The 25598-nt window shown below is 68.2% G+C and carries 31 protein-coding genes and 1 tRNA gene; 12 read left to right on the top strand and 20 right to left on the bottom strand.

Translation table 11 applies throughout. The features are described from left to right. Positions 1-10: 10 nt before the first annotated feature. Complete coding sequence (locus OG811_RS12125; RefSeq protein WP_406075679.1) at positions 11-1162, bottom strand: MFS transporter; 1152 nt, start codon at positions 1160-1162, stop codon at positions 11-13. Between the two features lie 179 nt (positions 1163-1341). Between OG811_RS12125 and OG811_RS12120 the strand changes: the two genes are divergently transcribed. The 4 genes from OG811_RS12120 (at position 1342) to OG811_RS12105 (ending at position 3484) form a co-directional block, all read left to right on the top strand. Beyond that, positions 1342-2031 (top strand): FadR/GntR family transcriptional regulator, encoded by a 690-nt coding sequence (locus OG811_RS12120; protein WP_406074204.1) that lies wholly within the window; start codon positions 1342-1344, stop codon positions 2029-2031. Positions 2032-2070: 39 nt separating this feature from the next. Then, the gene (mscL, locus tag OG811_RS12115; RefSeq protein ID WP_406074202.1) at positions 2071-2529 is read left to right on the top strand and encodes a large conductance mechanosensitive channel protein MscL; all 459 of its coding nucleotides are present in this window, start codon (positions 2071-2073) and stop codon (positions 2527-2529) included. 81 nt (positions 2530-2610) lie between these two features. Beyond that, the gene (locus tag OG811_RS12110) at positions 2611-2862 is read left to right on the top strand and encodes a hypothetical protein (RefSeq protein WP_406074200.1); all 252 of its coding nucleotides are present in this window, start codon (positions 2611-2613) and stop codon (positions 2860-2862) included. 250 nt (positions 2863-3112) lie between these two features. Continuing rightward, on the top strand, positions 3113-3484 hold the full coding sequence (locus tag OG811_RS12105; protein WP_406074198.1) for a hypothetical protein: 372 nt from the start codon (positions 3113-3115) through the stop codon (positions 3482-3484). On the opposite strand, the gene OG811_RS12100 is transcribed toward OG811_RS12105, so the two are convergent. Continuing rightward, positions 3397-4692, bottom strand: a complete 1296-nt coding sequence (locus OG811_RS12100; protein ID WP_406074197.1) for a benzoate/H(+) symporter BenE family transporter — start codon at positions 4690-4692, stop codon at positions 3397-3399. The genes OG811_RS12105 and OG811_RS12100 overlap by 88 nt on opposite strands. 55 nt (positions 4693-4747) lie before the next feature. Here OG811_RS12100 and OG811_RS12095 point away from each other — a divergent pair, with 55 nt between their 5' ends. From OG811_RS12095 to OG811_RS12080, 4 genes are all read left to right on the top strand, one after another. Then, positions 4748-5308 carry a helix-turn-helix domain-containing protein gene (locus tag OG811_RS12095; protein WP_406074195.1) on the top strand — a complete coding sequence of 187 codons (561 nt, stop codon included), beginning with the start codon at positions 4748-4750 and terminating at the stop codon, positions 5306-5308. 92 nt (positions 5309-5400) lie between these two features. Next, entirely contained in the window at positions 5401-6120 is a 720-nt protein-coding gene (locus OG811_RS12090; protein ID WP_406074193.1) for a PP2C family protein-serine/threonine phosphatase, read from the top strand. A gap of 78 nt (positions 6121-6198) precedes the next feature. Then, complete coding sequence (gene eis, locus OG811_RS12085; protein WP_406074191.1) at positions 6199-7389, top strand: enhanced intracellular survival protein Eis; 1191 nt, start codon at positions 6199-6201, stop codon at positions 7387-7389. 78 nt (positions 7390-7467) lie between these two features. Next, positions 7468-8667, top strand: a complete 1200-nt coding sequence (locus OG811_RS12080) for a hypothetical protein (protein WP_406075677.1) — start codon at positions 7468-7470, stop codon at positions 8665-8667. Between the two features lie 12 nt (positions 8668-8679). Here OG811_RS12080 and OG811_RS12075 read toward each other — a convergent pair whose 3' ends face one another. Beyond that, on the bottom strand, positions 8680-9762 hold the full coding sequence (locus tag OG811_RS12075) for an NAD-dependent epimerase/dehydratase family protein (RefSeq protein WP_406074190.1): 1083 nt from the start codon (positions 9760-9762) through the stop codon (positions 8680-8682). Positions 9763-10047: 285 nt separating this feature from the next. Here OG811_RS12075 and OG811_RS12070 point away from each other — a divergent pair. Next, a tRNA-Lys gene (locus tag OG811_RS12070) sits at positions 10048-10122 on the top strand. Between the two features lie 62 nt (positions 10123-10184). On the opposite strand, the gene OG811_RS12065 is transcribed toward OG811_RS12070, so the two are convergent. From OG811_RS12065 to OG811_RS12005, 13 genes are all read right to left on the bottom strand, one after another. Then, complete coding sequence (locus tag OG811_RS12065; protein WP_406074189.1) at positions 10185-11426, bottom strand: tyrosine-type recombinase/integrase; 1242 nt, start codon at positions 11424-11426, stop codon at positions 10185-10187. A 1-nt stretch (position 11427) separates the two neighbouring features. Then, complete coding sequence (locus OG811_RS12060) at positions 11428-11607, bottom strand: helix-turn-helix transcriptional regulator (protein ID WP_406074187.1); 180 nt, start codon at positions 11605-11607, stop codon at positions 11428-11430. 106 nt (positions 11608-11713) lie between these two features. Further along, a complete protein-coding gene (locus OG811_RS12055) occupies positions 11714-13507 on the bottom strand; it encodes a replication initiator (protein WP_406074186.1) in 1794 nt (597 codons plus the stop codon). Further along, positions 13507-13770, bottom strand: a complete 264-nt coding sequence (locus OG811_RS12050; protein WP_203122998.1) for a hypothetical protein — start codon at positions 13768-13770, stop codon at positions 13507-13509. Before OG811_RS12050 ends, OG811_RS12055 begins: the two co-directional genes overlap by 1 nt. Then, positions 13767-14624, bottom strand: coding sequence for a DUF2637 domain-containing protein (locus tag OG811_RS12045; RefSeq protein ID WP_406074184.1), 858 nt, complete (start codon positions 14622-14624; stop codon positions 13767-13769). Before OG811_RS12045 ends, OG811_RS12050 begins: the two co-directional genes overlap by 4 nt. After that, complete coding sequence (locus OG811_RS12040) at positions 14611-14901, bottom strand: hypothetical protein (protein ID WP_406074182.1); 291 nt, start codon at positions 14899-14901, stop codon at positions 14611-14613. Before OG811_RS12040 ends, OG811_RS12045 begins: the two co-directional genes overlap by 14 nt. Then, entirely contained in the window at positions 14898-15308 is a 411-nt protein-coding gene (locus OG811_RS12035) for an RRQRL motif-containing zinc-binding protein (RefSeq protein ID WP_406074181.1), read from the bottom strand. The genes OG811_RS12040 and OG811_RS12035 overlap by 4 nt, the downstream gene beginning before the upstream one ends. After that, complete coding sequence (locus OG811_RS12030; RefSeq protein WP_406074180.1) at positions 15305-15604, bottom strand: hypothetical protein; 300 nt, start codon at positions 15602-15604, stop codon at positions 15305-15307. The genes OG811_RS12035 and OG811_RS12030 overlap by 4 nt, the downstream gene beginning before the upstream one ends. Then, on the bottom strand, positions 15601-15999 hold the full coding sequence (locus OG811_RS12025) for a hypothetical protein (RefSeq protein WP_406074179.1): 399 nt from the start codon (positions 15997-15999) through the stop codon (positions 15601-15603). Before OG811_RS12025 ends, OG811_RS12030 begins: the two co-directional genes overlap by 4 nt. 85 nt (positions 16000-16084) lie before the next feature. Then, positions 16085-16294, bottom strand: coding sequence for a hypothetical protein (locus OG811_RS12020; protein ID WP_406074177.1), 210 nt, complete (start codon positions 16292-16294; stop codon positions 16085-16087). Next, complete coding sequence (locus OG811_RS12015) at positions 16291-17160, bottom strand: FtsK/SpoIIIE domain-containing protein (RefSeq protein WP_406074176.1); 870 nt, start codon at positions 17158-17160, stop codon at positions 16291-16293. Before OG811_RS12015 ends, OG811_RS12020 begins: the two co-directional genes overlap by 4 nt. Before the next feature lie 82 nt (positions 17161-17242). Beyond that, positions 17243-18139 carry a hypothetical protein gene (locus OG811_RS12010; protein ID WP_406075676.1) on the bottom strand — a complete coding sequence of 299 codons (897 nt, stop codon included), beginning with the start codon at positions 18137-18139 and terminating at the stop codon, positions 17243-17245. 290 nt (positions 18140-18429) lie between these two features. Continuing rightward, positions 18430-18747: a hypothetical protein gene (locus tag OG811_RS12005; protein WP_088951025.1), complete on the bottom strand. Its 318-nt coding sequence runs from the start codon at positions 18745-18747 to the stop codon at positions 18430-18432. Between the two features lie 170 nt (positions 18748-18917). Here OG811_RS12005 and OG811_RS12000 point away from each other — a divergent pair, with 170 nt between their 5' ends. Both OG811_RS12000 and OG811_RS11995 read left to right on the top strand, forming a co-directional pair. Further along, complete coding sequence (locus OG811_RS12000) at positions 18918-19676, top strand: XRE family transcriptional regulator (RefSeq protein WP_406074174.1); 759 nt, start codon at positions 18918-18920, stop codon at positions 19674-19676. Between the two features lie 4 nt (positions 19677-19680). Next, complete coding sequence (locus tag OG811_RS11995; protein WP_406074172.1) at positions 19681-20151, top strand: NUDIX hydrolase; 471 nt, start codon at positions 19681-19683, stop codon at positions 20149-20151. Here OG811_RS11995 and OG811_RS11990 read toward each other — a convergent pair. The 4 genes from OG811_RS11990 to OG811_RS11975 all read right to left on the bottom strand — a co-directional run bounded on the left by OG811_RS11990 (position 20139) and on the right by OG811_RS11975 (position 24548). After that, positions 20139-20705: an HD domain-containing protein gene (locus OG811_RS11990; RefSeq protein ID WP_406074170.1), complete on the bottom strand. Its 567-nt coding sequence runs from the start codon at positions 20703-20705 to the stop codon at positions 20139-20141. The two genes, OG811_RS11995 and OG811_RS11990, sit on opposite strands and share 13 nt — an antisense overlap. 624 nt (positions 20706-21329) lie before the next feature. Next, entirely contained in the window at positions 21330-22412 is a 1083-nt protein-coding gene (locus tag OG811_RS11985; protein WP_406074168.1) for a GTP pyrophosphokinase family protein, read from the bottom strand. Between the two features lie 316 nt (positions 22413-22728). Next, positions 22729-23151: a hypothetical protein gene (locus OG811_RS11980; RefSeq protein ID WP_406074167.1), complete on the bottom strand. Its 423-nt coding sequence runs from the start codon at positions 23149-23151 to the stop codon at positions 22729-22731. Between the two features lie 353 nt (positions 23152-23504). Further along, complete coding sequence (locus OG811_RS11975; RefSeq protein ID WP_406074165.1) at positions 23505-24548, bottom strand: hypothetical protein; 1044 nt, start codon at positions 24546-24548, stop codon at positions 23505-23507. A gap of 503 nt (positions 24549-25051) precedes the next feature. Here OG811_RS11975 and OG811_RS11970 point away from each other — a divergent pair. Next, a complete protein-coding gene (locus OG811_RS11970) occupies positions 25052-25447 on the top strand; it encodes a hypothetical protein (RefSeq protein ID WP_406074163.1) in 396 nt (131 codons plus the stop codon). Positions 25448-25598: the final 151 nt, after the last annotated feature.

Raw genomic sequence — 25598 nt, 5'->3', positions numbered from 1 at the left:
CTGCCGTTCGTCACTCGTCCTCGACGTAGCGGGGACGAGCGATCGCCAGGCCCGCCGTCGTCTGCACCGCGAGCGCAACCAGCAGGAACCCGATCGGTGCTTTCCAGCCGCCGGTTGCCCCGTAGAGGATGCCGACCATCAGCGGGCCGAGGGCGGCGATCACGTACCCGGTGCTCTGTGCGAACGCGGAGAGCGCGACGGTCCCCTCGGCGGTGCGGGCGCGCAGACCGATGGCGGTCAGGATCAGCGGGAACGCGCCCTGACCGATCGCCAGCAGGGCGACCCAGAGCAGAGCGGCACCGTGCGGGGCGAGCGCCAACCCCAGGTAGGCCAGTGTCGACGCGGCGGTCAGCCCGAGCACCAGCGGGCGCAGGCTGCCCAGTCGGCCGGCCAGGGTGGGCATCACCAGCGCGATCGGCACACCGAGCACGGTCACCCCGGCGAGCAGCAGCCCGGCCGACTCCGGCTGGTAGCCGGCGTCGCGGAACAACTGGGCCAGCCAGCCCATGATCGCGAACCCGCTGAGCGACTGCGCCCCGAAGTAGACGGCCATCGCCCAGCCGAGCCGGGTCCGCGCCGGCCGGATCCGCGTCGGTGCGACCTCGACCGCCGTCGGGGTCGCTCGCCGCGCGGCGGCGCGAGCCCGCAGCGCCAGCGGCACCCACGGGAGTACGGCCACCGCGGCCATCGCGGCCCAGATGCCGAGCCCGGCCCGCCACGAGCCGAAGGCGTGCGCGATCGGCACCGCGGAGGCGGCGGCCACCGTCGTGCCCACGGTCAACGCCATCGTGTACGCCCCGGTGACCAGGCCGGTGCGATGCGGGAAGTGCTGCTTGACGAGCATCGGCAGCAGGATGTTGGCGACCGCGATGCCGGACAGCGCCAGCGCGCTGGTGAGCACGAAGATCAAGGCCGAGTCGGTGACGACCCGGAGCACCTGGCCGACGGCGAGAGCGAGCATGGCGACCACCAGCACCCGGGCCGGCGCCACCCGGCGGACCAGCCACGGGGTGAGCGCGCCGAGGCCGGCGAACGCGATGGTCGGCAGGGTGGTGACCAGACCGGCCATGGTGCCGGAGAGACCCAGCCCGTCGCTGACCTCGTCGAGCAGGGCGCCGAGGCTCGTCACCACGGCGCGCAGGTTGAGCGCGACCAGCAGCATCCCGACCAGCACGAGCGCGCCACCGGTCGCTGGGTGCGTCCGCCGGCCCGCACCGGGTTCGCGCGTCGGGTCAGGGTCGACGGCGATGGGAGCGGGCGGCGCCGGAGCGGCGGTCGGTGGCGGAGTCATGACCTCTAACCTACAATCATGGGATGAATTTGGGTCCGGTGATGTAACCAGTGCCACCGTCGGTTGATTCCGCCTCCCCGCCGCTGGTGCCGCCCCGCGGCCACCGGGTCCGGCAGACCACCGAGCAGCTCCGCGCCCGGATCCTCGGCGGCGAATGGCCCGTCGGCGGGCGCATCCCCACCGAGCCGCAACTGGTCGCCGCGCTGGGCGTGGGGCGCAACACCGTCCGCGAGGCGGTCCGCGCCCTGGTGCACGCCGGGGTGCTCGAGTGCCGGCAGGGCTCCGGCACGTACGTGGTGTCCACCGACGAACTGGCGCCGGTCGTCGCCCGCCGGCTCGGCAACGACCGGATGGCCGAGGTCATCGAGGTGCGCCGCGCCTTCGAGGTCGAGGCCGCCCGGCTCGCCGCGCTGCGGCGCACACCGAAGGACCTGGCGGCGCTCGACGACGCGCTCGCCGAACGCGAGGCCGCCTGGCACGGCGGCCGGGTCGACGCGTTCGTCGAGGCCGACGCGGCGCTGCACACCGCGGTGGTCGCCGCCGCGCACAACGCCATGCTCGCCGAGCTGTACGCCTCGGTCGGCACCGCCCTGCGCAGCACGGTCGCCGAGGCGATGGGGGACGTGCTCACACCTGAGCGCTACGTCGACCACGCCCGGCTGGTCGAGGCGATCCGGGCCGGTGATCCGGGCCGGGCAGCGCTCGAAGCCGGCGCTTTTCTGGAGCCCGGAGGGGCATAGGTTGTCCGCGACAGAAAACCGGACACCTCGGGAGTACGGATGCTCAAGGGCTTCAAAGACTTCATCATGCGCGGCAACGTCGTCGACCTGGCGGTCGGCATCGTGATCGGCGCCGCGTTCACGGGCGTGGTCACCCAACTCACCAAGTCGTTCCTCGAACCACTGATCAAGGCAATCGGCGGGGGCAGCGGCCTCTCGGCCGGGACGTGGAGGCTCGGCGGCCAGGTCTTCGACTGGGCGGGGTTCATCAACGCCCTGATCACCTTCCTGCTCACCGCGGCGGTGCTCTACTTCTTCGTGGTGTTCCCCATGAACAAGCTGGCCGAGCGGCGGCAGCGGGGCGAGGAGCCGCCGCCGGCGGCGCCGAGCGAGGAGGTCAAGCTGCTCACCGAGATCCGGGACGCCCTGGTCTCCGCCGGTCACACCACCCCGGGCCAGCAGCGCGGGGCACTGGACGACGTGCTGGGCCGCCGCACCGAACCGCCGGCGCCGCGCTGACCCCAGCGGATGCACATCGGCCCCTGCGGGAATCCCGCAGGGGCCGCATCTTCTCGTACGTGTGTTCGATAGAGTCCCGCCATGGAGCAGCGAAAGCACTGGTGGAACGGGAAGTGGGGGCGGCTGGCCCGGCGGGACGTCTTCCTGCGGGTGGACGCCGACCGGTGGCACGTCGAGCAGCGGGCCGGCGGCGCCGAGGGCATCTCCCGCTTCTACGAGTACGGCAGTGCGGACGAGGCCGAGGACACCGTCCGGGCACTGCTCGACGGCCCGGACACCTGGCGGGAGTTGTCCCCACGCCCGCCGGGCAGCTGGGCCCTCCCAAACAGCTGACCAGCCGGGTGTTGTGTGCCTCTGGCGTCGGGGTCCGTCGCCTGCCAGCGTTGCTCCGGGCCCCGGAGGCGGTATTGCTCATCACGGTGATGACTCTGAGGCATATTTATGCCACAGAGTCATCACGCTCTCCGGGGCCCATTGCCTCAGGCCGCGGCCGCTGTTGGGCGAGCGGAGGGTCGGACAGGCGGACGGTCGGGCCGGCCGGCGACGGCGTTTAGCGGCGTGCCGCCCCGGGAACCGCAGTGGGATGGACCAGCAGGACGCGCAGCAGGCGACAATCTCGCGGATCACCACCGGGATGCCGGTGATCGACTCCGCCGGCACCGAGATCGGGACCGTGGACCTCGTCCAGCGAGGCGACCCGAACGCGGTGACCGTGCAGGCGCCGGCCGCCGACCCCGGCAGCAGCCTGAACGAGCTGATCGAGGCGACCGCGGTCGAGGAGCCGGACGTTCCGGCCGATCTGGCGGCGCGGCTGCTGCACAGCGGCTACCTGAAGGTCTCCACCGAGTTGACCCGGACCGGCGCGGTCTACGTACCGGCCGACCGGATCGGGTCGGTGGCCGACGGCCGGGTCCTCCTGGCCGTGGGCGTGGCCGACCTGCCGCCGGAGGAGTGACCCAAGCCCGGAGATCCACGCCGGATCAGTGAGGTTGGGGTGTCCGGCGCGGCGGGTGGGCGGCGGTGGAAGAGCAGCAGCATCAGGCAGCCCGCGACCAGACCCCAGAACGCACCGCCCACGCCGATCAGTGTCACCCCGGAGGCGGTCACCACGAAGGTGACCACGGCGGCCTCGCGGGTCGTCGGGTCGGTCACCGCCGAGGCGAGCGCGGCGGCGAGGGCGCCCAGGAGGGCCAGCCCGGCGACCGCCTCGATGAGGATCGGCGGGGCGACCGCGACCAGCGCGGTGGCTACGCCGGCACCCAGGCCGAGCAGGGCCAGCCCGAGGCCGGCGGTGACCGAGGCGACCCACCGGCGCTCCGGGTCCGGGTGCGCGTCGGGGCCTGCGGCCAACGCGGCGGTGATCGCCGCGAGGTTCACCGCGTGCCCACCGGCCGGGGCGGCGAGCAGGCTGGCCAGGCCGGTGACCCGCAGCGCGGCGCCGAACGGCGGCCGGTAGCCGTAGCCAACCAGCACCGCCATGCCGGGTACGTTCTGCGCGGCCATGGTCACCAGGAACAGCGGCAGGGCGAGGCCGACCAGCGCGGACGCGTTCCAGGCCGGTGCCGTCAGCGTGACCGACGGTGTCAGCGCGGCGCCGCTCAGACCGGCTGGCGGTGCGGTCAGCGCGATCGCCACCACCGCCACCACCAGTGCGCCGGGCACCGCCCAGCGGCGGGCGAACCGGTGCAGCAGCAGCCAGCCGACCACCACCGGACCGGCCACCAGGGGCAGCTCGACCAGCGCGCGGACGGGGGCGGTGCACAGCGGCAGCAGCACCCCGGCGAGCATCGCGCCGGCCACCGGCTTGGGGATCGCGGCCACCGCACGGCTGAGTGGCGGGAACAGCCCGGCCGCGACGATCAACACACCGGAGACGAGGAAGGCGCCCACCGCGACCGGCCACCCGCCCGGCGGCGGCCCGGTCGCCACCAGCAGCGCCGCGCCCGGTGTGGACCAGGCCACGCTCATCGGAATGCGGTGCCGCCAGCCCAACCAGGCGGCGGCGAGCCCACACGCCACGCAGAGGGCGAGCAGGCCGGAGGCCGCCTGCGCGTCCGACGCGCCGACCGCCCGGAGCCCGGCCAGCACGACGGTGAACGAGCTGGCGAAACCGACCAGCGCGGTCACCGCCCCCGCCAGCAGCGGTTGTACGCGTCCGGTCATCCCACCCTCTCGACTGTTCCGTTTATGGAACAACAGCGTGTAGCACGATAGTCGGGTGCTGCACCCACCACCAGCCCGCCGTCCGGGCCTCGACGTGGATCCCGCCGTCGTCGGCCGCCGGGTCCGTGCCCTACGCGAGGAGCGGGGGATCTCGCTGTCCACACTGGCCCGGCTCGCCAGCGTCGGAAAGGCCACCATCTCCGGCCTGGAGAACGGCACCCGCAACCCGACCCTGGAGACGCTCTGGGCGGTCACCGCACAGCTCGGCGTACCGCTGACCGCCGTGCTGGCCGAGCCCGCCGCCGAGCCCACCGTGCACGGCACCGCGGTCAGCGCCACCCTGCTGGAGGTGTTCACCGACACCGACGCGACCTACGAGCTGTACCGGTTGCGGATCGCGCCCGGCCCCGGGCAACTCTCCCCCGGCCACCAGCCGGGGGTCACCGAGCACGTCACCGTTTTCGCCGGGGTGTTGCGCGCCGGCCCGGCCGACGCGCCGCTGACCGCCCCGGCCGGCGGTCACCTCCGCTGGGTGTCGGACGTGCCACACAGCTACACCGCGGTGGGTGACGAGGAGGTCGCCGCCAGCCTGCTGTTGCGGTATCCACGCCGCTGAGACCCAGCCGATCGGCCCATATCGCAATCATTTCTCGACCTACGCAGTAGGCGTAGAGACGAATGCGGGGTGTTCTTGGCAAGCTTGACCCCATGACGCTGATCCTCCGCTCGGTCATCCTCAACGACATCGGCCTGGTACGCACCAACAACGAGGACTCCGCCCTCGCCGGTGACCGCCTGATCGCCGTCGCCGACGGCATGGGCGGGCTGCCCGCGGGCGAGGTGGCGAGCGAGATCGTGATCCGAATCCTGGATGAGCTGGCTCCGCCCACCGACCCCGACGGCGCCGCCGACGCCCTGCGTGCCGTGGTCAGCACCGCCAACCAGCGCATCCACGCCGCCATCACCGTCGACCCGAGCCGTGACGGAATGGGCACCACACTCACCGCCGCGCTGCTGGCCGGGGAGACGCTGGTGCTGGCCCAGGTCGGCGACTCCCGCTGCTACCTGCTGCGCGACGGAGAGCTGACCCAGCTCACCCGGGACGACACGTTCGTGCAGGCGCTGGTCGATCAGGGCACGCTCACCCCCGAGCAGGCCCGCCACCACCCGCAGCGGTCCCTGGTGACCCGGGCTGTGCAGGGCGCCGACACCCCACCGGCGGTCGGTGTGCTCACCGTTGCCCCCGGCGACCGGCTGCTGCTGTGCAGCGACGGCCTGTCCGACTACGTCGAGAACGAGGCCATCGCGGCGGCTCTGGGTATGTACGCCGACCGCCAGCAGTGTGGGGAACAGTTGGTGAAGCTCGCCCACCACGCCGGCGCACCGGACAACGTGACCGTCGTGGTCTCCGACGTCGTCGCCCGCTGACCCGCACGGCCCGCTCGGCGTTGCGCGGATCGGGCCAATCCGGTTGCTCCGATCATCCGGGCAGGTTGAGATGGGCGAATGACCATCCGCCGGGTGACCGCCGACGACCGTCTCACCACCAGCTTCCCGCTGGCCGCGTACGCCTTCGAGTCGTCGCCGCTCGGTGCGGCGCGGGTCGAGCAGTTCCGCGACTACCTGCCCTACAACCGGGGCAACACCACGCTGGCCGTGGAGGAGGACGGCGAAACGCTGGCCGCCGTCTCGGCCATCCCGATGCGGCAGAACCTCCGCGGAGTGGTGCTGCCCATGGCCGGCGTCGCCGGGGTGGCCACCCATCCGCTGGCCCGCCGACAGGGGCACGTGCGGACGCTGCTGCACCAGCTCCTCGACGAGATGCGCGACCAGGGCTTTCCGCTCAGCGCGCTCTACCCGTTTCGGCCCAGCTTCTACGCCCGGTTCGGCTACGTCGGGCTGCCCAAGCCGCGCACGGTCACCTTCACCCCGGCCGACCTGGGGTCGCTGCTCCGCGCCGAACTGCCCGGCGAGGTGGGCTGGGAGCGAATCGCCGCCGGCTACCCGGTGTGGCGCGCGTTCACCGAGCGCTGCCTCCAGCAACGGCACGGCTTCTCGACCTTTCCGGACCACCGGGCGGTCGGGTTGCGCGACCGGGACGAACACTGGCTGCTGACCGCCCGGGTGGACGGCGAGACCACCGGCGCGGTCACGTACCGGATCGACGAGCACGGCGGCACGCTGCACGGCAACGACCTGCTCGCCGCCGACCCGCTCTCCCGGACACTGCTGTTGCAGTTCTTCGCCCGGCACGTCGACCAGGTCGAACGGGTCACCGTGCAGGTCCCACCCGACGAGTTGCCGGAGCTGTGGCTGACTGACCTGGACGTGCACGTCGAGGCGCGGGCGGGCCGGCCGGGCTCGTCCGCACCGATGGCCCGGCTGCTGTCGCTGGACGCGTTGAGCGGGCTCCCCGCCGGGCCGGGTCGGGCCCGGATCGAGCTGACCGGGGACCGTTGGTTGGCCGGCACCCACCTGTTGGATGGCACGACCGGCGCGCTGGAGCTGGTCGCCGACCCTGCCGGCCGCGCGCCGACCGCCACGCTCACGGCGGCCGGGCTCTCCGCCCTGGCGTACGGGGTGCTGGACCCCGCCGAACTGCCGTTGCGGGGGTTGGGCGAGGTGCCAGCGGATGCCGCCGTCGAGCTGCGCGGCATCTTTCCCCGCCGGGTGCCGTACCTCTTCGCCGACTTCTGACCTCTCCTGGCTGGGAATGAAACCGGCATGGCGGATTCGTCGCGACGCCGTCAGGGCTCATAGCATCACGGGGTGCGCATGACGTCGCTTGCTGCTCTGCTCGTCCTCGGTGTCGCCACCGCGACCCTGGCCGCCTGCGCGCCCAACGACCCTGCTCCCACCTTCCAGCCCGGCTCGTCCGCCGAGCCGGAGGCGCTGTCGACCGGTGACCAGGGCGACGCACCGGCTGACCGGGACGGCCTCGGTGGCCCGGGGGCCAGTGCGAGCCCGAAGCCCGCCGACAAGGTGCTCGCGGCCGGCAACCCGAATGGCAAGGCCACCGTGCCGGCCGAGGCACGGGCGGTGGACACCTCGAAGCCGACCCGGACCATCGGCACCGGCACTCCGGCGAGTTGCACTTCCGCGGCGGTCGTGAAGGCCGTCGCGGCCGGCGGGGTCATCACGTTCAACTGTGGACCGGCCCCGGTGACGATCAAGATGACCGCCACCGCGAAGGTCCGCAACGCCAACGGGCCGAAGGTCGTGCTGGACGGCGGCGGCAGGGTCACGCTGAGCGGCCAGGGGCAGCGCCGGATCCTCTACATGAACACCTGCGACAGCGCCCAGGGCTGGACCACCTCGCACTGCCAGAACCAGGACCACCCACAGCTCACCGTGCAGAACCTGACCTTCGCCGACGGTAACTCCACCGGCGACAAGGCCGAGGACGGCGGCGGTGGGGCGATCTTCGTACGCGGCGGGCAGTTCAAGGTGGTCAACTCGCGCTTCGTCCGCAACCGCTGCGACCGCAGCGGCCCTGACCTGGGCGGCGCGGCCATCCGGGTGCTGAGTCAGTACGACAACAAGCCGGTGTACGTGGTGGGCAGCACCTTCGGTGGCGCTGCCGGCCAGGGCGGCTCCTGCTCCAACGGGGGCGCGCTGAGCAGCATCGGCGTCTCGTGGGTGGTGCTGAACAGCGTGCTCAGCCACAACGAGGCGATCGGCAGCGGCGCCAACCCGGCCAAGTCCGGCACGCCCGGCGGCGGCAGCGGCGGCGCGATCTACTGCGACGGCAACGAGTTCACCGTGCGGATTGCCGGCACCATCATCGAGAACAACAAGGCCAACGAGGGTGGCGGCGCGGTCTTCTTCGTGAGCAACAACCGCACCGGCACCATGAAGATCGAGAACTCGACCCTGCGCCGCAACCCCAGCGGCAAGTTCGAGACCCGCGGCTTCCCCGGCATCTTCTTCCTGGGTGCCCGCAACCCCACGGTCACCGGCTCCAAACTGAGCTGACGCAGGCGTACCTCAGTAGGGGTTTCCTTGGCCTGGGGGGCGGGCTTGGAGGAGCGCCGCTGGGCGGCCGGGCAGGTGGGGTGCACCGGACAGCGGCGGGCTCGCCGTGTGGTCGCCGTCGGCCATTCCGACGAAGAGTTCCTTGAGCGCGGTGAGCGCGTCGATCTTGGGCTGCCAGCCCAGCTCGGTCTCCGCGCGCTCGCTGGACATCAGCGGGGCGTTCAGACCCAGCTCCACCCAGCCCGCGTCGACCGGCTGCAGCCGCGCCCGCCAGGTCAGCGCCGCCGCCACCCGCAGCACGGGCGCGGCGACCGGCACCGTCCAACCGTGGAAGTGCCGGGCCACCAGCTCCGGGGTGAGCACCGGGTCCGCGGCGACGTTGAAGGCGCCGCGCGCATCACCCAGCACCGCCCGGGTGTACGCATCGGCCACGTCATCGGCGTGCACCGCCTGCATCCGCAGCCGGCGGTTCGTCGGCACCAGCGGGATCCGGCCGAAGCGCAGCAGCCGCACCGGTGCCAGCGGGCCGAGAAAATAGCGGGTGATCTCCGTACCCGCAGCCCGCTGGAAGATCAAGCCGGGTCGCATCCGCACCACCCGTAGCGTCGGGTGATCCCGCTCGACCCCGTCCAACAGCGCCTCCACCTCGGCCTTGTGCTCGCTGTACGACGAGCCGGGCACACCGGTGGCCGGCCACCGCTCGCTGATCGGGTGATTCTTCGGGCCGGGCGCGTAGGTGCCGACCGACGAGGCGTACACCAGTGCCGGCACCCCGGCCCGAACCACCGCGTCGATCACCGCCCGACTGCCCTCGACGTTGGTCCGACGGAGCACCCGCTGGTCGTGGCTGGGCTGGATCTGCCAGGCCAGGTGCACCACCGCGTCCGCGCCCGCGAACACCTCGGCGAGCTGCCCCGCCGCGCCCGGCGTGCCGATGTCGCAGGAGTGCCACTCCACCTGGTCGTACGGCTCGCCAGCGCCGGGGCCAGGCAACCGCCGGACCACCCCGGCCAGCTCCACGCCCCGCTCCCGACGCAGCCGCCGCAGCAGCGCGGTACCGACGTTGCCGCTCGCCCCCACCACCACGATCCGCATGTCCGACCCCGTACCCGCCCAGCCGCAGCTCAACCACCCACCCACGCGCGCCCGATGGCGCGTCCCGCCAGCTCCGCACGTCCGCAGCGCCCGCCCGCACGACCCGCGCGCCTTGATCCACACGACTTCCCGAAAGTCGGGGCATCCGAGCGGCAGGACAGCCCGACTTCCGGTATCGCGAGTCGATCAAGGGCGCCGGGTTCGACTCAGCGCCAGCCGCAGGCATCGGCGGCTGGCCGGAAGCCGAGAATCGTCGACGCTCACCGTCGGGTAACCTGAGCGCGCGGGCCGCTAGCTCAATGGCAGAGCTGTGGACTTTTAATCCATAGGTTCAGGGTTCGAGTCCCTGGCGGCCCACCACAGAACCCCTTTGAGCTGCAAGAACTCTGACCGAAGATCATCCGGCACAGTCAGGGCACAACTCAGGTCGGATCTTGGCCGGTGGAAGGTTCCCGCCGCTTGCCGTCTGCCTTCCGCAGGAGGTCGCCGACCAGGCCGCGCGGGCGATCCTTCTTCGGCAACCAGTGGACGTAGGTCTCCAAGGTGATCCGCAGGTTGGCGTGCCTCAGCGCCTTCTGTACCTCTTGGGGCTCGACGCCGTTGCTCATCAGCGTCGTGGCGAAGAAGTGGCGCAGGGAGTGGAAGGTGCCTTCCTTCGGCCATCCGGCGGCCTCGCGCCAGTCCGCCCACAACTCGGACCAGTAGGTGTCTGTCAGCAGCTTTCCTCTGGACGAGGTGAACAGGACGGCCACCGAACGCGTCAGCCGCTCCCCCGAAGTGATGTCGGGAAGCTCGAACTCGACAGGTCCGACCTCGCTGACGTGAGCGGCTAGTTCCTCGGCGACCACCGCATCCAGGTCCACCGTCCCGGTGGAACCGCTCTTGGGCGTCGAGAGGTAGAAGCCGCCGAAGTGTTCTGGCGAGTGCCGCAACTGCTGGACGACGTGCAGCTCTGCCCGGTCGTAATCCGCGCAGCGCGACCCAGCTTCCATGCCCAAGACCTCTCCGAGGCGAAGCCCTTCCCCTGCCCCCAACCAGATAGCCGCCCGGAAACGGCGCGGCACGACCTCGACAAGCTTGAGCACCTGGTCGCCGCTCGGGACCCACTTCGGTGCCCGCGAAAGACCGCGCAGGATCTGAGCGAGCTTCACGCCGTTACAGGGGTTGTCGGGAATCACCTTGTCGATGACGGCGGCGTTCATGATGGTCTTGAACAGCCCGAAGTACAGGCTCACCGACGACTTTGGGGTGCCGTCATCGAGTAGCCGACTTAGCCAGGCCAGCACGTCGGTCAGGTTGATCGAGCGGATGGTCCTGTCACTGAAGACAGGTAGGAGGTGCTTTCGCAGGTTCTGCGGGATGCGTCGTCGCGTTTCGGTGGCCCAGCCTGACTCGCGCGATTCCCTCCACCGCTGCGCGTAGTCGGCGAAGGTCAGCTGGACCGCTTCCCGCCGTACCCGCACCTCTGGCGCTGCCCCTGATCGGCACTGTAAGTCGAAGGCGTCCGCGTCGCGCTTGAGGTGGAACAGCTTCTCGCGGTCTTGGTTATCGGCGTCGCTGTAGCGCACCCGCCAACGCCGTCCCCGACCGTGCCGCTTCGACGGGATCGGCTTCTTCGTCTCCGAGTCGCGTTCCTTGAGGAACCACAGGTCGTCAATCGGCATGTCAGGCCGCTCGGTCTTGTAGCCAGGCACGAACGTCGGCCGGGTCGTAGCGCAGGTGGCGGCCGACCTTGAAGGCGCGTGGTCCTATGCGGCGGTGTCGCCACTGGTAGAGCGTGCCGACGGGTACGCGGAGGAATGCAGCAGTCTCAATGACCGACCACAGCTCCGACGTTGGGCTCAAGACAGGTTGAGTCGTGGAGCCACCCTCCTGATGGCGGTGGTCTGAGTGCGTCCGTCGCCGGTCGATGCCGGCTCGCGTGTTGCTCATCGGGGTTGGCCTCCTGGGTCTATGCGGCGGGCGTAAGTGAGGACTGGGCAGCGAGTTCGTGGGCGAGTTCTTCGCGGCCGGTGGCGTGTCGGGCGCGGGCCATGGCGGCGGCGGTGTTGGCGAGGAGTGCGTCTCCGGTGGTGTGCCAGCCGACGCCGGCGAAGGTGAGGGTGCCGACGATGAGCGGGGTGGTGTCGTCGAGGTGGTCGGCGGCCCGCAAAGTGGCGGGTTGCTCGTCGGCCTGGTGCTCGTGCTCGTGGCGTCGGAAGCTCACGCGGGTGTCGCGCAGGAGTTGGAAGGTCACCGAGTAGCGGCGGGCTTTGGTGAGGAAGTGACCGCCGTAGCCGAGCATGTGCGCCCAACGGCGTAGCCGGGCATACGGGTTGCCCGTCGTCGGTTCCGCCGGTTCTGCGTCAAGGGTGGCTTGACGCTGCGCGACGCAGACAGGGCAGGCGGCGTAGCGGGTGTGGGTGCCGCAGTCGGGGCACTCCCAGCGCTTGACGAAGCCGGGTGTGGGCCGGTGGTCGCGGGGCCGCTGGGAGAGCGGGATGGGTGTGGTGGTGGGTCGGCCGAGTCGCCAGCAGGCGTCGATGAGGCGGGCGGTGTGGTCGCCGTCGGGGTCGGCGTAGTCGCCGATGGTGTCGGCGGTGAGCCTGACGGAGCGGTGCCCGGTTACCTCGGTGCTTTTGGTGGCGTACTTGGCAAGGTAGCCGGCGACGAGGCTGTCGGTGACCTCTCCCGTGCCGCTGGTGGTGATGGGTTCCAGGTCGAGCTGTGCGCCCCAGGTGATCGGCCAGCCGCCGGCCCGGTCCGGGTGTGCTGGGGTGGTGTAGGCGATCTGCGTGGCGGCGTGGCGCAGCGCGTCGACCAGGTCGTCGACGGTGAACCCGGGCGGCGGGGGGACGATCGCGTCTGGGTCGGTGGGGTTGACGCCGTCGAGGCGGGCGATGGCGTGGAAGTGGACCGCTGCGCGAGCTTGGAGTTCCGCGACCTTGCCGGGTGAGAGCCGGACCGGGGCGACCTTGCGGACCTTTCCGGAGGGGGTGACCAGCTCGACGCGGGGGATGCCGCGCTGGTGGGCGAGGTGGGCGAGGTGGCGTTCCGCGGCTTGTTTGGTGCGGTGCCAGAGCTTGCCGGAGAACAGGTTCCACACGACCTGGTGGTCGTGGTCGTAGCAGTCCAGGCACAGCGGCCGTCCGATCAGCTTGTCGCCGGTTTCGTGGCGTGCCCAGCAGACGGCGGGGCGGTTGTGGGCGCAGAGGCCGGCGGTGGGGTCGGTGGCGCGGCGGGCGTGGCACGGTTCGGCCCGGCAGTCGCAGCGTTTGCGGTTGGCGCAGGTGTGCCGTTTGACCACGCGGGCGTGCACGGTGCCGAAGGTCGGGGCGGTGAACGTGGCGAACACCGCCGGGTGTGCGGCGACCGTTTCGGGGATGCCTTTGCCGCCGACGAGGCCGGCGCGTAGGAGTTGGTAGGCGTCGCGTTGGTAGGTCTGGGCGCAGGCGGGGCAGACAGCCGCGCGACGGTTGCCGCACGCCTTGTAGATCGCGGCGTCAGGCATCGCGTCGGTGTGCCGGGCGTCCAGAAGCCGGCCCGTGGCGGGCTCGACGGTGAGCAGCTGCCCGGCCAGCCGGATCGGACGGGTGCAGCCGGCGGCGGCCCGTACGTGTTCCAGCCACCCGAAGTAGTCGGGGTCGGTAGCGCGGGTGAACGCGGAGCCGGCGGCGGTGTAGCCGACGTAGGGACTGGTGGTGTCGGCGTTCGAGCCCACACCCCGGGCCGAAGCACGGGGTGTGAGGTCCAGCGTCGAATCCATCAGCCGACGACCTCGTGGTGTCGGTTGGTGATGGTGTGTTGGGTGACGATGATGCGGCAGGCGCCGCACTGGCGGTCGGCCGGTTCGTGCCGGTGGCACGCGATGGTGGCGGTCGTGTCGCCGCAGCGGATCGTGACCGGGGTCCGGCAGGGACCACCGGGGATGACGTCGATGACGGTGCGTCGGGTGTCGTAGATGTGTGGCTCGGCAAAGGCCGGGCAGGTGTGGAAGGTGTAGTCGATGTCGACGACGTGGATGGTCATCGGGCACCACCCGTGACGGGGGTGCCGTTGACGGCCGGGGTGTGGCCGGTGATGGTGTGCAGCAGTTCCCGGGCGATGTCCGGGGTGACGGAGAGCAGGCCGGCGAGTTCTTCCGGGGTGATGGGTCGGCCGGTGCTCTGTTCGTGGCGTCCGATGACGAACCGGGCGGTGGGCATCAGGTGCGCCGGGACCTCGGGTCGGGCGACCGGAATCGGGGCGAAGGCAGGTGCCGTGATGACGGCCGGCGCGGGTGCCGGCGGGATGTCGACGACCGGAGCAGGAGCCGGCGTGGTGTCGACGGCCGGCGTAGGGGTCGGGGTGGTGCCGACGGCCGGGGTGTCTGTCGGCGCGGTGGCCGGTGTCGTTTCGGTGAGGTCGTTGACGGCGGCGAGGAGGGCGGCGGCTTCGGCTTGGATGGCGGCGAAGTCGGGTCGGATGCGTCCGGCGACGAGTTCGACGCCGATGACGAGGACGACGACCAGGGCGAAGACCAGGCGGAGGCCGAGGCTGCCTGGGGAGGCGAAGTTGATGGTGGCCGACAGCATGGCGGCGGCGGCGAAGACGACCATGGCTCCGCGTTTGGCGTCGCGGGCGATGCCGCTCGTGCGAACGACGGTCAGCATCGACACCATCGCGGCGTCGAAGATCAGCGGGACGAGGTAGGCGAAGTAGCCGGCGTTCTGGGTCCACAGGTAGTGGGCTTGGTGCAGGTAGCTGGTGAGCAGCGCACCGAGGAGAACAAAGCGGTTGTACCGCTTGATGGAGCCGATCGCCTTGAGCATCGTCGGTACGGCGTTGCGGGCGTACTCGGCGGCGAACTGCTCAGTGACGGTGGCGGGGTCAGTGGTGGCCATGGGGGGTCACCTCCGTGGCGTGGTTGCGGTCGACGAGGTCGACGACGCCGGAGCAGCCGAGACAGAACAGCGGGGACAGACCGAGGACGGCCATGCTGTTGAGGAAGCAGGGCATGCAGGTGAAGTCGGCCGGGAACAGCCCGTCGCCCTCACACACGCGGCAGACCGGCAGGCAGGCCGGGCAGGGCGTGAAGACGGGGCCGAGGATGTCGTGGATGCCGGCAGGGGTGTTCTGCTCGACGCACCACAGGCAGGAGTCCGACAGGTTGAAGCTCACGACGAGGTCCCTTCGTGGCAGTCGAGGCATTCGCCGTAGCGGCGGGGGATGTAGTAGGGCTTGACCTGGGCGCAGACGCGGCAGGTTCGACGGGCGCGGAGCGCTTTGGCGATGGCCTCCCGCTGAGCGGGGGTGGCGGTGCGCTTGGGTGCGGCCAGGTCGAGGCGGTAGAGGTAGGCGACCCGACGCTGTTTGCGGTGCCGCCAATAGATCTGCGCAATGGGGTTTTGGCCGTTGGGGCGAAGGCCGGCGGCGCGGAGTTGCCGCACGGTGGCCAGGCCGTCCGGGGCGCAGTGGTAGGGGAAGGTGGGGAACCCGTAGCGGGTGCCGAGCGGGTCGTAGAACTCGACCCGGATGCCGGAGCGGTCGGCCAGGTTGTCGAGGTCGACGCGTCGCAGGTCGGTCATGGCTTGTCTCCCCAGCGCTGCTGGGCAGCCTGCTTGGAGATCCCCAGCCGGGAACCGATCTCCGACCAGGAGTAGCCGAACGCGCGGAGGCCGATCACGGCCTCACCGATGGCGTCGTCGATGACCGATGACAGGGCGACCAGGTCGCGCAGTGCTTCCACATCGCCGCTGGCGACGCGGCGGCCGTGAGCGCGGATGATCCGGCGGCCGAAGGCGGCGAATTCGTCGTTCTCGACGACGGTGCGGCGCTTCTGCCGAGGGCGGTTCGGTGTCAACGGCTTCTTGACGGTGCTCATCGCTTCTCGCCTCCCTCGGTGTGGAGGGAGTTCCACCGGTCGGCGGCGGCGTTGAGGGTGTGGATGACCTCGGCGACAGTGCGACGCGGGTCGTCGTTCCAGCCGAACAGCTCGGACGAGGCAGTGAAGCCGAGGTAGTCGAGCAGCGCGAACGCGGCGGCGCGGTAGTCGCCGCACTCGGGTCGGGTGGTGAAGAACGGCAGATCAGTGGCCACACCGTAGGCGGCCATGCCGATAGCGCCGGAGACGCAGGCCCGGGGAGCGAGGGCGTCGAAGACGATCGAGTAGTAGTCGCCCTGGGTCCAGCCGTGCCGCTGGAGGTAGAGGGCGGCCATCCGCAGCAGGTCAGCAGGGGTGACCGGTCCTGCGGTGGGTGGGTTGTGGGTAGCCTTCATGGCAGCCACGTCCTTTCAGAAGGGCTTGGTGGGAGGTCGGCAGGACCAGCTCTGCTGCCAGGCGGGATCTGGTCCTGTCGGCCGATCAGTGGGTGCGCAGCCGCAGGTAGCGGCGTTGGCGGTTGTCGTCGCCGCCCATCGGGGTGGGCGAGGACAGGTAGACGAGTCGGCCGCTGGCGGATGCGACTCGGACCATGGCGGCGATGTCCTCGGGACGGCCGATGACCCACAGTTCGGTGAAGGTCGCGGCGTACTGGTTGTTGGCCTTGGCGTAGGCGCGTTCGCGGGTGGTCATGCCGCCATCTCCCATTCGGTCGGGTTGACCGCCGCAGTGCTGGCGGTGGTGGGGCGGCGGGTCCAGGCGGCGTAGTCGGCGATGTTGTAGATGTCGGTGTCGGTGAGGTAGGCGGCCTTGATGCGGCGGGGAACGCCGCCTTCGGCCAGGAGGTAGGCCGCGCCCTGATTCGTCGGGGAGATGTCGGAGGCGGTGTAGCCCTGCTCGGCCCAGCCCTGACCGAGGATGATGTTGGAGCTGTTCAGCGAGGTGCACCGGAACGCGGCCCGGTAGCCGAACAGGTCCCGCAGGCTGGCGGGGATGATGTCCCAACTCGGGCGTTGGGTAGCGGCGATGACGGGCATGCCGCAGGCGCGGCCGAGGGAGACGAGCCCGCGCAGGAGGGTGGAGAACTCTTCCTGCTGTGCCTTGGTGCCGAGGACGGTGGAGAACATGGCGAGTTCGTCGATGATGGTGACGATGACGGACATGCCGTCGCCGTCGGCGAGCTTGCGGCGCCGGTTGGCCAGCAGCCAGGCGTAGCGGTTGGTGGCCACGACCAGGAGGCGACGCAGCACGTCGATGCCCTGGTCGATGTCGGGGCCGATGAACGCGTCGGCGAGGTCGCGCCAGGGGCCGAGTTCGACGAGTTTGGCGTCGAAGAGCACCAGGCGGGTGTTGTCACACAAGGCGGCGTGGCCGCAGATGTTGTTGATCAGGCCGGACTTACCGCCGCCGGGTTCGCCTGCGGTGAGCAGGTTGCGGTAGATGACGTCCAGGTAGACGGGTTGGCCGAACTCGTCGATCCCGATGAAGATCGGGTCGAACATCGACAGGCCAGGACCCACCGGCACCGCATCAGCGGTAGTGGGAATCGTGGTGGTCATGACTGCCCTCCTGGGCGTTGTGGGCGCGAGGAGCCACACGAACGAGCCGCAACGGCTCCTCGCATCCCGGGTTGGGTTGAGGTCAGATCCAGTCGGAGGTGTCGTCGTCCGGCACGGACGACGCCGAGGAAGCCGCGGGCTTACTGCCGTTGGCCGTGGAGGTCGCAGCCGGCTTCTTGCCGGCGGGCTTGCCCTGGGTCGGAAGGGTGATCGTCGGAGCGGTGACGTCCGGCAGGTCCAGGGCAGTGGGCACCGTCAGCGGCGATGCCGAGACGGGCGCGGCCGGGTCGATCACGTCGACCAGCGGGGAGCCGACGTGGGCGGTTAGCACCTCCCGGCGTTTGATGTCGAACCGCAGGTATGCGGCGTTGTTCTCCGAAGCGCGCTCGATGAGCACGGTGGAGGCGTGGCAGGTGACCGCGATCTTGTCGAGGCGGCCTTCCAGGTCCTTGGCGGACAGGCCGGGGCGCAGGTAGACCCAGACCCGCTCACCAATCGGGGTAGGACGTGCCCACAGGATCAGCGGCAGGCTGCCGGACTGGTTGGCGATGATGAACTGCGCGAAGCACACACGCAGCCGATGGCGCACCACGAGGCACCAGGTCCAGGCTTTGACCTGGCGGCGGACCGGGCGGATGGCGGCGGGGACGCCGACGACCAGGGCGACCACGAGCAGGGTCACCAGGGTCGGGGTGTGGTTGGCCAGCTGCACCCACGCGGTGAGCAGCAGGGCACCGAGGATGGTTTCCGGGGTCCACCACCACAGCAGCCGGATAACCGGCCAGACGCGGACGAGCACCCAGACGAGCCCGCCGGTTGGAACGCCGATCAGCGCGCCGACGAACAGGGACACGATGGGGTGCCAGTACGCGGCGGCCACCACGGCCGCCAGGACACCGACGATGACCGCCGTGAGGATGAACGCCATCTTGGCGTTGCGTGCGGAGGAACGGTGGACCTTGGCCTCGATGACCGTCACCGTTCCGGTTGACCTGCCGGCGAACCGGCGGGGGCTAGACTTGGACACGACGAGTCCTCCCAAGCACATTGGGTTGGATGAGTTGGAGGGCACGGGGTCGGCAGATGTAGGAATCGGTACCGACCCCGCGCCAGCTCTTGCGGGGTGCCACCACCGCAGGTGATGACCGGACCAGGAACGTAGGAATCGGAATCGTTCCCGGGCCTGTATGCAGTTGAGTTCAGCGGACCATCAGGCCGCTTCGATTGCTACGGACACCAGGTGGCTCACACAGCACGTCGTGCGAGGGACTACTTGGCCGGAGAACCAGTCTTCGGCTTCAGCGAGACCGCCCGGAACGCGACGCCGTTGCGCCCGTTGGTCGCCCACGGAATGGCCTCCAACTGCTCGACGGCCAGGAAGTCGCCCACCTTCACGCTCGGCTTCTCTCCCGCCGTGGTGATGGTGATGACCTCCCCGCCGTTCTCGTCGAGCACGAAGACCTGGGTAGACCACATGAGCCGGCCCGTGTTCTTCTCGGACTTCTGATTGCCGTTCTGGTCGTTCTTCGGCTCCGGGTCCTTCGACGCCGTCACCTGCTTGCTCGTGGTGTCCACGTACAGCTTCACAACAGACCTCCTGTGTCTGGCCGGTGGTTGAGCCTGTCCCCGGTGGACATTTGCTCTGGCCTCTGTCCATATAGTTCTCCGATCCAGGTGACGACCTCACCGACCTGCTGTACATCTAGGGACGTCTTAGTTATATTGGAGTCGTCCCAGACGTCCCTAGGGGGTTCCTGATGCCGAATCACCGCCTGCGCGATGCGATCCTGCGAAACGGTCTGACGCCGGCAGTCGTGGCAGAAAGACTCGACGTCGATCCGAAGACCGTCGAACGGTGGATCACCCAGGACCGAACGCCGTACCCGCGTTACCGGCATGCCATTGCCGCGATCGTCCGTGAAGGAGAGGAGTACCTCTGGCCGAACGCCGTATCACCTGAGAAGGCTGCCCGGATCGGCCAGTCGGAACTCATCCAGCTCTTCTCCCGCCGCATCGCAGTGCCTCACGACCTCTGGCACCGGCTCATCAACAGGGCTGAACGACACATCGATGTCTTGGCCTATGCCGGACTGTTCCTAGTTGAGCAGGAGCCCAAACTGATCGACACCCTCAGGGAGAAGGCCGCAGCAGGCGTGAAGATCCGGATACTGCTGGGCGATCCCGACTCCGATGCAGTCAAGCGAAGGAGCTTCGAAGAAGGCTCACCCGGCGTCATGGCGGCGAAGGTTCACAACGTGATGCAGTACTACAACCGCTTGCAGGGGGTGAAGGGGATCGAGGTGCAATACCACGAGACGACCCTGTACAACTCGATCTACCGCTTCGATGATGAGATGCTTGTCAACACGCACATACTTGGATTCCCCGCACCACACGCGCCTGTCATGCATCTTCGAAAGCTGGCAGGTGGCGATCTCTTCGGCACCTACGCCGACAGCTTCGACCGCGTCATGTTGACCTCAGAGTCGGTCTGGGCGAAGCAGGTGGCAGCCTAGAGCTATGGCGAGGACTGAGCACTATCACGAGCCGGGTGCCCCAGAGGCCAACAGCATCGTTGTTGCGGTCTCCGTCTTCGTCGTCGACGAGCAGGGTCGGCTGCTACTCATCGAGCGCAGCGACAACGGATTGTGGTCCCTGCCCGGCGGAGGGCAGGAGATCGGCGAGTACGTCGCCGAGACGGCCGTACGCGAGACCCTTGAGGAAACTGGCGTGCTCGTCGAGGTTGCAGGCGTGGTTGGCGTGTACTCCGACCCGGCGCACGTCATCGAGTACACCGACGGCGAAGTACGGCAGCAGTTCTCGCTCTGCTTCCGAGCCCGGCCACTCACCGGCGAGCCGACGCCCAGCGATGAGTCAACCGCAGTGCGGTGGGTGACACGTGACGACCTGAGCCGACTATCGGTCCACCCGTCGACGCTGCTCCGCATCAAGCACGGCTACGAGGAACGCAGCGAGCCCTACATCGGCTGAGAGGCGAACCAGGCGAGCCTGCCCTGAGTCCGCTTCACCGCAGCAACGATTTCCGGCTCGGCACGGGTGATGAAGCGGGTGACCAGGTGCTCGGGTCCGTAGCGTGACCGGATTTCGGCGAGTCTGTCGAGTACTTCGAAGTCTTGGCCGTCCGGTCCGGTCGTCATGTCCGAGAAGCAGAGCGCATCGGTCACCGGCGACTCCTCGCGCGGGAACTCGTCGGCCAGGACGTGACCCAACCCGCGTTCCTCCGCCTCCAACCAGGCGCAGGAGTGGTGAGCCACGAAGGCGGCGATGCGCTCGTCAAGGTGCTCCCGCCTGAGCCATCGGGCACCGTCCAACGAGTGAAAGCCGGTGTCCACTAGGTCAGGGCTGTAACCCACGTCGTGTAGCCAGGCCGACGCGACAAGTACGTCGCGATCCTCAGTGAGTACGGCACCGCTTACCTGTCGAGCCTTAGCGGCCACGGCCTGGACGTGACTCCAACGGCGAGGCAATGCTGCCTCAAGCTTGAGTCGAGCAATCTCCCGAGCAGCATCGACGAGGGCGGACATAGCGACAGCCTACGGAGCGACTGGTCGTCGCACCATGGCTGCGACGGTTAGACGACCTGGCGACGGTGCGGCCGGGCTGCCGGCGATGTTGTGCAAAGTTTCTGTACGTCTTCAAGGCGGCCCTGAACGGGCCGCACGCGCCGCCGCCTGGGCGCGCGTCCGTCGCTCCGCTAGCGCTCCGCCTCCGGCCACGCAACACGCCCGGCGGCTGGCGCGGAAGCGGGAGCCCAGGGGGCCGCCGCAGCACGACAGGCCGTTGACCGGGTGGCGGTGGGTCGGCAGCCGGCCGGGCCGCGCGGCCACGAGCCCGCGCGGCGTAGGGGAGCGCACGCCGGCCGCGTCGGCGAGCTGGCGGGGTCGCGGGGTTGCGGTTACTGCGCCTCCGGCGGGGGCGCTCCGGTTCCAGGATGGCCGGGGGCGCGTCGGCGGGTTACGGCCCGTGGGTGGTTGCGGTAGGCCATCCCGCCTGCCATCGACCCGGGCTAGCCGAGCAGACCGCCGCCTGGCCCGCCAGCGTGCGACCGTGCGTCAAGGCCGTCTTGACGTGGCGAGCCAGGCGGCGGCCCGCTCCCCAGGAGGGCGGGTCGACGGCAGACGGGATGGCGAGGATACGGCGAACTGTCGTTAAACACTCTCGGACATGGGCTTGTCCGCCCCTTCTCGATGTATTCCAAGAACGTAATCACGGTCTTCAGGGGGGATCCCGTTTGGGCCCAGGGTAAGTATGAGCAAGGTCACTCCGGGATGCAGAATGTCCGTCTCCTTCATCGCGTCGCTCATGGTTTCGTAGAACCATTTGAATGCCTTGTCTGCATCGGAGGCTTCTATGAATTTAACAATTTGGCCAAGTGTTAGCAGCCGGAGGATAGCGCAGCCTCGTACAGTCGCAGACACGGCAACATCCGGAATTCTGTCCGGTGGTGAGGGGTCTGTCTTGAGATTCGACCGTTTGCACGCCTCTATCAATGCTTCCAGCGGAAGCTTGCGCCAATGTGATTGAAGGGAAATGGCATCAATGGGCAGGGTTTGCCAATTCTCTTCATCGATGTAGCGCTGCCGCAACTGCTCCACGTCGGTCCTGTAACGTTCGAAGCTATCGTCAGCGCTCTCTAGCAGTGCGGCAATCTTGAACAGGTCGCGGCGAAGTACCGCAGGGACATCGGACTCGGCCTTATAGTCAAGGCTATGACTGATGGATGCCCAGGCGTGTTGCAGAATTGTGCGAATCTGGATCTCGCACTTTAGTCCACGCGACTCTTTCCACTCTCGGAGATTCGAACGAGCGCGGTCGAGCTGCACCACGAGATGATGGCTACGGTATCCGAAGGCTTCTGGGCTTCGGAATTCGTGCTGCGAAGATTCAATAACAGTGAATTCTTTCGAAATTAGATCACCTACAGTCTTCACGTCGCTCTGGTACTTGACGATTATGCGAATGCCCACCAGGTCTGGTATGTCACTGAGGTCAGCATAGTGCTGCTTGCGCTGCAACTTATCTTGAAGGTGAGACACCTCCTTTGCCCTTGATTCGATAGTTACCTGAACCCCTGCACTTTCGCAGAGTCGAGCAATAAGGACGCGCATCGAATCGCAGAAGTGCACGTACTTTTCACGTGTTTCTGCAAACTGCTTAGACAGCGCAGTAGCCGCAGCGATTGCCTCCGATCCGCCGGGAAAGATCATCGACTGCTGGTCTGTGTCCGCCATGGTCCCCCTTAGCCCCCTCCATCTTGGACCACCATATCGCCATGCCATTGGCTGGCGTCTAGATCTTCGCCCATGTCGGCAGGTGTTCGCCGGTCCGAAGATCATCAGGCACAGATCCGGCACAGACGACAGCGAGAACACGTGCGAAATGCCGCGAACTGTCGAGAGGTTCAAGCCAGGTCAGAGCGTCAAGACGTCCACCTTGGCCGGCTTCGCCGCCCCGTCCCGGGTTAGGGGTTCGAGCCCCTGGGCTCCACCAAAATTTTCCCTGGTTGATCTCGGTATCGAGTGCTGCCAAGCGGATCGCGTAGCCCGTCTATCTAGGTCGCTGGCGTCCGAGGATCCTTCGGGCCTCGTCGCGCACGCCAGCGTCTTCATCCATCGCTAGGTCCCGAAGATGCTTGGTCAGACGGTCTGCGCCCTCGGTTGTCATCCAGTCAGGGTTGCAGTCCAGAGCAGCTTGGATCTCTTCGGCGGTGGCTTGTTCGGCGGCGTAGCTACGGGCTAACAGCACCAGGCGTAGGCCCATGGCGTCTTTGCGTTCCAGCAGCGCCTCGGCCGTTTTCCAGGTCACCGCAGTGTCTTGGGGATCTAGGAGAAGGCGGTGGAGGACGTCCGCTACGTTGTCGATCGCGCGAGATTTCGCAAGATGCCGCCCGGCTGCGGCGCGAGCCGACCAGGCAGGAGAGTCGGCATTCCTGATCGCGGTGCCCAGCCCTTGATCGTCGGAGAACTCCATGCCGCCAGCCTGCCAGGCGATCGAGGGGCAAGGCAGGGGTTGGGGTTGGGGTTCATCAAGCCCAGCCTCACGAGCGCGTGCCCGATCCGTGCCCGATACAGAGGTCAACATCGGCCAGTAGAGGCCCGCCACCCCGCTTGATTCGGTCATCTGCCGCTTCACCACCAGCAGGCACCACGCTCCCCGGCCCTGACTCAACCCGATTCCCAAGCTGACAGTAATCCCCCTTCCAGCACGACTCCGTGACAGCGCGAAGTGCAGCAGCGGAGGCCGTGATCCGCGCCTCACGGCAATTGACTAACCCGCCTGACGCCACGCGACCGGATCTGATCCAGTCGGCCGCGAGTTGCGAACTAGATATCCTCGCTCGTGGTCCACCATGCCGGCGGCCATCCCGGACTGGGAGACGCGGTGCCGACATGATTCGCCACTTTCCATGAGTTCTTGTCTTTGTGGACCACGAAGGTATAGGCACCCCGGACAATCGTGGCAGACTGCACAATGTACCCATCGGTTTCGCCGGTTGGAGCTAGAATCACTAGTTCAAAGTTAGGCCCGATTTTCCGCTGCGCACTTCCCGCACCCAACTTGTCAATGTCTACGCCTTGCCACAGGTCCTGCAAGTGCTTTCGTTCGTCAGTCAAGAAACTTTCCCAGGTTTCTCTTGGTTGCCCCTCCCTCGCAAGCAAATCAGCAAGTTTATCCATGCGCGCTAGGTCGCCATCGGAATGATCAACGTTTTCCCACAGCCAAGTTTGGACCCGGCAATGGATCCAATTCTGATCTACAGCAAGGAGCCAATCCTCATGGCGGCCCTCTTGGGCGGCCGCGAGGAATCTATAAACGACTCCGACTGGACCGTTGTCGGCGAATCTTTCACTCATTCCTTCCTCGGAGAGGGTCATTCTTCTAGCAATCTTCTCCCCTTCGTCCATTGCTGCCACAGGAGTTGCGCCAGGAGGCAGGGTGGGATCTTGGGCTGGCGGGAGCTCCCGATTCATGAACATCCCCATTATCGAGATGAGCATTAGGGCGGACACGACGCCCGGAAAGACGGAGTACCATTGAAATCCGTTGCGTACAATGAAGTAAGTCCAAAGGCCAAAGCCGACGCAGGTTATGGCGGCCAAGATGAGTGAACTGACAGGTACCGGCTTCTTTGGAGTTCCGAGTTTTTGTCCAGTTAGGCGCGCAACGTCGAGTGTAATTCGCCCGTGGATCCACAGCGCTGCCGGCGTATGTTCTCGTAATGTGTCGTTCTTTTCTATTTCCTCAGCCAGTGAGAGATTCTCGCGGATATCCTTCCGAAGGCGCTGACGTCGACTTAAAACTGTTGCCACGGCAGCCAGAGGGGTGGCAATCGCCGTCACAGCCTGCACGATCGCGTTAATATCCACCGCAGCAACGTACCCGAAACTCCATATGGGAGCGATGCCAGATGACGCCTTGGCGAACCCCTGGGAGCGTGCCGTTCGACGGCGAACTTGAACGCAGAAGGCTCAGACAGCACGTCAGGCCGAACAGTTGAGCGTTGACAGCGACGGTGACAGCAACCAGCCCGGATGGTGAGGACCAGGGGCAACGCAGCGCTGGACGGTCGTCCGAGGCCAGGCAAAGACGGACGAGGCCCGGATAGCTCGCCGAGGACTCGTAAGTGAGGTGTCAGGCAGCGAGGCAGCAAGAAGGCAGCGCGAGCCTTAACGCGGGCCGACCACGAACGTCAGCGAACGATGCCGGGCACCTGCTGGTCGACGCGAATCGGCACCAGCCGGCAGTAGCCGCTAGCCCGAGACCGCATCCCCCCGACGGGGGTCAGAGCGCCCGGACGTGGCATCAAGTCCGGAGCTCACGGGCGCAAGGATCTTCACGTATCGCGATAGTGTCGGTACTCTTCGCACTCATGGCAGCCCGCAGCAAGCCGAGCCTCTGGCGGTATTGGGGGTACGGCGTCCTGGCTGTACTCCTCCTGTCCCTTGGTAGCAACGCGTTCGGGCCCGGCATCTACGCGGTTCTCGTCGGCCTCTTGATCCTCTTCGTGCTGTTCCAGGCGCCGGTGTACTGCGGCGCGATCAACCGGAAGCGCGGCGGCGCCGTGGAGTTCTGCCGCAACAACTCGACCGGCCTGGTCATGGGCTGTCACCTTCGACAGCACAAGTGGCAGAAGTTCGGGCGTGATTGGTGGTCTCTCGGCTGGCGCGAGAAGTCCAAGGGCATCTGGACCGGGGCCTCTGCGAAGCTGGCGACCGCCAGTGGCCTTGTCGGCACGGTCACCGGGATCATTGGGGTTTTCAAGTAGGTGCCGGCCTGCCGCGCGGGGCAGAGGCAGCGGACAGTGGCCGCCAAGATCGTCGGGCACAACGTGGGCACAACTGACGCCAACAAGTGCCGTCAACCGCTGTAAGGCAACGGAAGACTTCGCCCAGGTCAGCCGACCGATCCGCCCGATT

The organism is Micromonospora sp. NBC_01638, from assembly GCF_045209745.1.
Taxonomy (GTDB): Bacteria; Actinomycetota; Actinomycetes; order Mycobacteriales; family Micromonosporaceae; genus Micromonospora.
Note: the sequence above shows the minus strand (reverse complement) of the source record. Positions and strands in the feature narration are given on the sequence as shown.

What these genes read in the sequence shown, in the direction of transcription:
- mscL (WP_406074202.1), top strand. Translation starts at nt 2,071, where the DNA reads ATGCTCAAGGGCTTCAAAGACTTCATCATGCGCGGCAACGTCGTCGAC.
- OG811_RS11995 (WP_406074172.1), top strand. Translation starts at nt 19,681, where the DNA reads ATGGCGAGGACTGAGCACTATCACGAGCCGGGTGCCCCAGAGGCCAAC.
- OG811_RS11970 (WP_406074163.1), top strand. Translation starts at nt 25,052, where the DNA reads ATGGCAGCCCGCAGCAAGCCGAGCCTCTGGCGGTATTGGGGGTACGGC.
- OG811_RS12050 (WP_203122998.1), bottom strand. Translation starts at nt 13,770, where the DNA reads ATGACCATCCACGTCGTCGACATCGACTACACCTTCCACACCTGCCCG.
- OG811_RS12090 (WP_406074193.1), top strand. Translation starts at nt 5,401, where the DNA reads ATGACGCTGATCCTCCGCTCGGTCATCCTCAACGACATCGGCCTGGTA.
- OG811_RS12105 (WP_406074198.1), top strand. Translation starts at nt 3,113, where the DNA reads ATGGACCAGCAGGACGCGCAGCAGGCGACAATCTCGCGGATCACCACC.
- OG811_RS12030 (WP_406074180.1), bottom strand. Translation starts at nt 15,604, where the DNA reads ATGAGCACCGTCAAGAAGCCGTTGACACCGAACCGCCCTCGGCAGAAG.
- OG811_RS11980 (WP_406074167.1), bottom strand. Translation starts at nt 23,151, where the DNA reads ATGGAGTTCTCCGACGATCAAGGGCTGGGCACCGCGATCAGGAATGCC.
- OG811_RS12075 (WP_406074190.1), bottom strand. Translation starts at nt 9,762, where the DNA reads ATGCGGATCGTGGTGGTGGGGGCGAGCGGCAACGTCGGTACCGCGCTG.
- eis (WP_406074191.1), top strand. Translation starts at nt 6,199, where the DNA reads ATGACCATCCGCCGGGTGACCGCCGACGACCGTCTCACCACCAGCTTC.
- OG811_RS12125 (WP_406075679.1), bottom strand. Translation starts at nt 1,162, where the DNA reads ATGCTGCTGGTCGCGCTCAACCTGCGCGCCGTGGTGACGAGCCTCGGC.
- OG811_RS12000 (WP_406074174.1), top strand. Translation starts at nt 18,918, where the DNA reads ATGCCGAATCACCGCCTGCGCGATGCGATCCTGCGAAACGGTCTGACG.
- OG811_RS12035 (WP_406074181.1), bottom strand. Translation starts at nt 15,308, where the DNA reads ATGACCGACCTGCGACGCGTCGACCTCGACAACCTGGCCGACCGCTCC.
- OG811_RS12055 (WP_406074186.1), bottom strand. Translation starts at nt 13,507, where the DNA reads ATGGATTCGACGCTGGACCTCACACCCCGTGCTTCGGCCCGGGGTGTG.
- OG811_RS12065 (WP_406074189.1), bottom strand. Translation starts at nt 11,426, where the DNA reads ATGCCGATTGACGACCTGTGGTTCCTCAAGGAACGCGACTCGGAGACG.
- OG811_RS12025 (WP_406074179.1), bottom strand. Translation starts at nt 15,999, where the DNA reads ATGAAGGCTACCCACAACCCACCCACCGCAGGACCGGTCACCCCTGCT.
- OG811_RS12015 (WP_406074176.1), bottom strand. Translation starts at nt 17,160, where the DNA reads ATGACCACCACGATTCCCACTACCGCTGATGCGGTGCCGGTGGGTCCT.
- OG811_RS12045 (WP_406074184.1), bottom strand. Translation starts at nt 14,624, where the DNA reads ATGGCCACCACTGACCCCGCCACCGTCACTGAGCAGTTCGCCGCCGAG.
- OG811_RS12110 (WP_406074200.1), top strand. Translation starts at nt 2,611, where the DNA reads ATGGAGCAGCGAAAGCACTGGTGGAACGGGAAGTGGGGGCGGCTGGCC.
- OG811_RS12080 (WP_406075677.1), top strand. Translation starts at nt 7,468, where the DNA reads ATGACGTCGCTTGCTGCTCTGCTCGTCCTCGGTGTCGCCACCGCGACC.
- OG811_RS11985 (WP_406074168.1), bottom strand. Translation starts at nt 22,412, where the DNA reads ATGGCGGACACAGACCAGCAGTCGATGATCTTTCCCGGCGGATCGGAG.
- OG811_RS12100 (WP_406074197.1), bottom strand. Translation starts at nt 4,692, where the DNA reads ATGACCGGACGCGTACAACCGCTGCTGGCGGGGGCGGTGACCGCGCTG.
- OG811_RS12020 (WP_406074177.1), bottom strand. Translation starts at nt 16,294, where the DNA reads ATGACCACCCGCGAACGCGCCTACGCCAAGGCCAACAACCAGTACGCC.
- OG811_RS11990 (WP_406074170.1), bottom strand. Translation starts at nt 20,705, where the DNA reads ATGTCCGCCCTCGTCGATGCTGCTCGGGAGATTGCTCGACTCAAGCTT.